Below are 474 nucleotides of genomic sequence, written 5' to 3'. Positions count from 1 at the left end.
CGACACCAGCACGGTGGAAATTCTGCGGCTGCTGCATGCCGCTCAACAAGTAGCTTGATGCAAAAAAAGAGCCCGAGACTGCGTCAACAGTCCGGGCTTTGGCCAAGTCCTGGGGAGGAAAGGATGACCATGACAGATCCTAGCAAAATCACACGAAAGCAGGGAGTGGCCGCAGCTGCTCGGAAACTGCCCACGAAGCGCGAGATCGAGCTGATCTCAGCCAGTGCTGACATCATGGGCCAGTCGCCGACTGGCAACGATTTCGCGTTCATGCACTCGGTCATGTGCCAGGTGGGTTTGCCTCGCGCGAAGGTAGATGGAGCGCACTTCATGCGCCAGTCGGGCGCGGCGTGGTTGACGGTACAAGCTGGCTTTCTCGATGAGGGCAATGGACCGGTTTTGCAGGTCGTGCCCTACGGCGCCATGCCTCGGTTGGCCCTTGCCTGGCTTTCAACCTATGCGAAGCGGCATGGC

Annotated in this window: 1 protein-coding gene; it reads left to right on the top strand. The window is 59.3% G+C overall.

Annotated elements, in window-relative coordinates; genetic code table 11:
* Positions 1 to 123 precede the first annotated feature (123 nt).
* The coding region (locus K9U41_RS23135; protein WP_432715856.1) for a hypothetical protein at positions 124 to 474 on the top strand (351 nt) is incomplete at its 3' end.

Source organism: Xanthobacter autotrophicus, from assembly GCF_029991245.1.
GTDB lineage: Bacteria > Pseudomonadota > Alphaproteobacteria > Rhizobiales > Xanthobacteraceae > Xanthobacter > Xanthobacter autotrophicus_C.
Note: the sequence above shows the minus strand (reverse complement) of the source record. Positions and strands in the feature narration are given on the sequence as shown.